At 49.2% G+C, this 2,634-nt stretch carries 3 protein-coding genes; all 3 read right to left on the bottom strand.

Annotation, left to right across the window (positions count from 1 at the left end; translation table 11 throughout):
- The coding region (locus tag HOK28_20250) for an alpha-ketoglutarate-dependent dioxygenase AlkB (GenBank protein ID MBT6435439.1) at positions 1–400 on the bottom strand (400 nt) is incomplete at its 3' end.
- Between the two features lie 115 nt (positions 401–515).
- Positions 516–905, bottom strand: a complete 390-nt coding sequence (locus HOK28_20245; protein ID MBT6435438.1) for a TraR/DksA family transcriptional regulator — start codon at positions 903–905, stop codon at positions 516–518.
- A gap of 64 nt (positions 906–969) precedes the next feature.
- Positions 970–2,634 (bottom strand): hypothetical protein (locus HOK28_20240; protein ID MBT6435437.1); only part of this gene is annotated, 1,665 nt, incomplete at its 5' end.

Here is a 2,634-nt window from a genome sequence, read left to right as displayed (position 1 = left end):
CGCCAAAAGATAAGGCGGCAATGACCGGATTGAGCCCCAGCTCACGTTCGTCATCCGCATGCATGCCCATGTTATCTCGCCCGTCCCGGTAGTAATTGAGCAACACGTGGTTGAATGATTCACCCGTTGCCTCTTCGACTTGCTTTTGAATTTCCAGAAGAAGTGGATGCATCGGGTAAACAGGGAGGGTCTGCCCTGAATAGCGGTACTCGATATCTCCAGCCCAGGCGACAAGGCGAGGCTGCTTCACGGCCTTACCGAAGACTTTGATATCCCTGTGTTCCCACTCAAGCTGGTCACGAAGGTTTCCAAAAATATCGGTGGCCTCATCGGGTTGATAGAAGTCTTTATAATATTTAACCCAGGCTTCTTCTTGTAGCTCTATATGCTCACATTCCATGAGGCCTATTTGTCTGGTTGTTTCAACACTTTCAAGCTCTATTCAGCCTTAATCTCGTGGAGAATAGGGTCGTGTGGGTCTTAGGATGAGCCGGTGAAGCAAGCGATGGCTAAATTCAGGAAACGAAGTCCGTGAGATTACGACGCGTGGCACCCCGTAATGGATTTTCTTTTTTGCTCAAGCAACGAACGCAGGATGTGGACCACGGCATAATTTCTAGACGTTTGTGGGGAATGTCTTCATCGCATTGGTCACAGACCCCATAGTCGTCTGGGTCGAGTTGTATCTTCGATAAGGCAGCACTGATTTGCCCGAGAACAACCGAGCGATTTTGGTTGCGGCTTGAGGATATGGCCTGGCTCATTTCGGTTAAGGGCTGCCCGTCTTCATCTGGGCGCTCGGCGTCTTGATGAATGGGCTCGGCTTTTTGATCGCCAGCCGATACCATGTCTCGTCGAAATTTTTCCAAGAGCTCTTTGAATTTTTGCAGCTGTTCTGGGCTCATGATGTGCTTCCTCTAGAATCCAGTCCATCCATGCCCTGGCGTAGAGAATTTTTCAAGAGAAGTTCTACGTTCGATATTTCAGCTCATCAATAATTTCGTACTGCTCGCCGGTTGTCCATCCAGCCTCAAGCTCACTGATAAGTTCATGGCGCTCTTCGAAGCTCAGATCTGCCGGGTTAAAGGCAGCTCTGAGTTTGGACAATAGATCTTCAAGCTGCAGTTCCAGCGCTGCTTTGGCATCATCTTTCATGAATGGATCATGCTTCACTGCCGAAACCATCGTTTTCACTTTTTCTTCAGCGCTGTTTAAGTCCTCGTAACGCATGGTGAGCTCTTTTTTACTCATGTCGCTGGTAATCTTCGTCCCCTCAAAGACTGAAAGCGTAGCATCGATTTGTGACTGCATCTCTTTTAAGAGCCCGTTGGTCGAGTTGAAGCTGATTGAGTCTTCCGGTTTACCAAGAATAAGCCTCAACGCGCCCATACCTTCCATGCCTTGGTCATTAACGAACCTGGAAAGAACTTCTGCCCGTTTTTCTCCATCGGGAGCCATACGCAGCTCCAAAAGGAAGTCGGTTACAGCCGTCTCGGAGCATGGTGAGCCCTTGAGTGCTGCGCGAATCTCGGTTGGATGGAGTCCTCGTAATTTAGCCACATCACTTTTACCGAAGGAGCACTCAACACTTACGTTGCGGTCGTGCTTATTCTCAGGGTAGTCGGTTAGGTCGCCAAGGTTCAAACCCAGGGCGGAATCGATGCGCTGAATAAAGTTGGAAAAGAAACTCGACTTCGTTGTACTCTTCTCGACAAGTTCAATCTTCAGATCGATTTTCGCGATAGAGTTGTCAGCGGCAAGTTTAAACGTGCTTCCGATTTTCTCTTGATGACCGCCCCAAGCAAGAAACCCGCCATGCTTTTTCGTGGCGCTTGACGAGAATGTCGCCGCACCATCTTCGTTTGTCTTAAAGCTTTCCCCAGTGCGCAGTCCGCCTGTCCATGAAGAGCTGGCATCACGAAGGCCGGTGTCTTCTTTGATACGCTCCATCGCTTGGTAATCGGTGGTTGAGGTCCAACCCCGGTCGAGGTCTACATAAAGTTTAACTGCAGCATCGTGGCTTAGGGCCGAGAGGTCCAAAGACTCTTCATACTTGAGTGATATCGCCTCAAGTTGGTCGCTTAGCTCACGCCGCTGTGCATCGTTGTAGAAGGGATAGTCCAGAACGCGTTTTTGAAGTTCGGTAAGATCCTTCTTGGCCCGTTGAACTGCCTTAAACCTTTTTGAAACATCTTTCGTTTTGGTGCTGTCGGTAATGGCTTTGCTGTAGGTGCTGGCAATCTTGGTGACTGCTGCCAAATCCGTTTTGATGGCCCCTGAGATTGAATCAATATGAAACTCGGGCTCGGGGTCGATGGTTGTGGCGATTCGGTGAAGTGCTCCACTCGCCATAATACCTTCGTCTTGAATGAAGTGTTCTAAAACTCGAACCAGGGCCTCTTCGTTGGGGGCCGAAGCGATTCTTCTGCCGAACTTTTCGGCTTGTTCCGGAGTTGCTCCCGCCGCCTTAATCGCGCCAGAGATAACATCTTCCGGTAGGTTTTTAATTTTCCCTAAATCAGAAGCATCGAGAGTTTGTCTCAAAATGAGTTGTTGTTCTCCCTTTGCGGCTACCGTGCTCTTGTTGAAGTCTGTGCCGTATGCCTTGTTTACTTTGTTTACAAAGAGGTTGTT

The sequence above is a fragment of the Deltaproteobacteria bacterium genome, assembly GCA_018668695.1.
Classification (GTDB): domain Bacteria; phylum Myxococcota; class XYA12-FULL-58-9; order XYA12-FULL-58-9; family JABJBS01; genus JABJBS01.
Note: the sequence above shows the minus strand (reverse complement) of the source record. Positions and strands in the feature narration are given on the sequence as shown.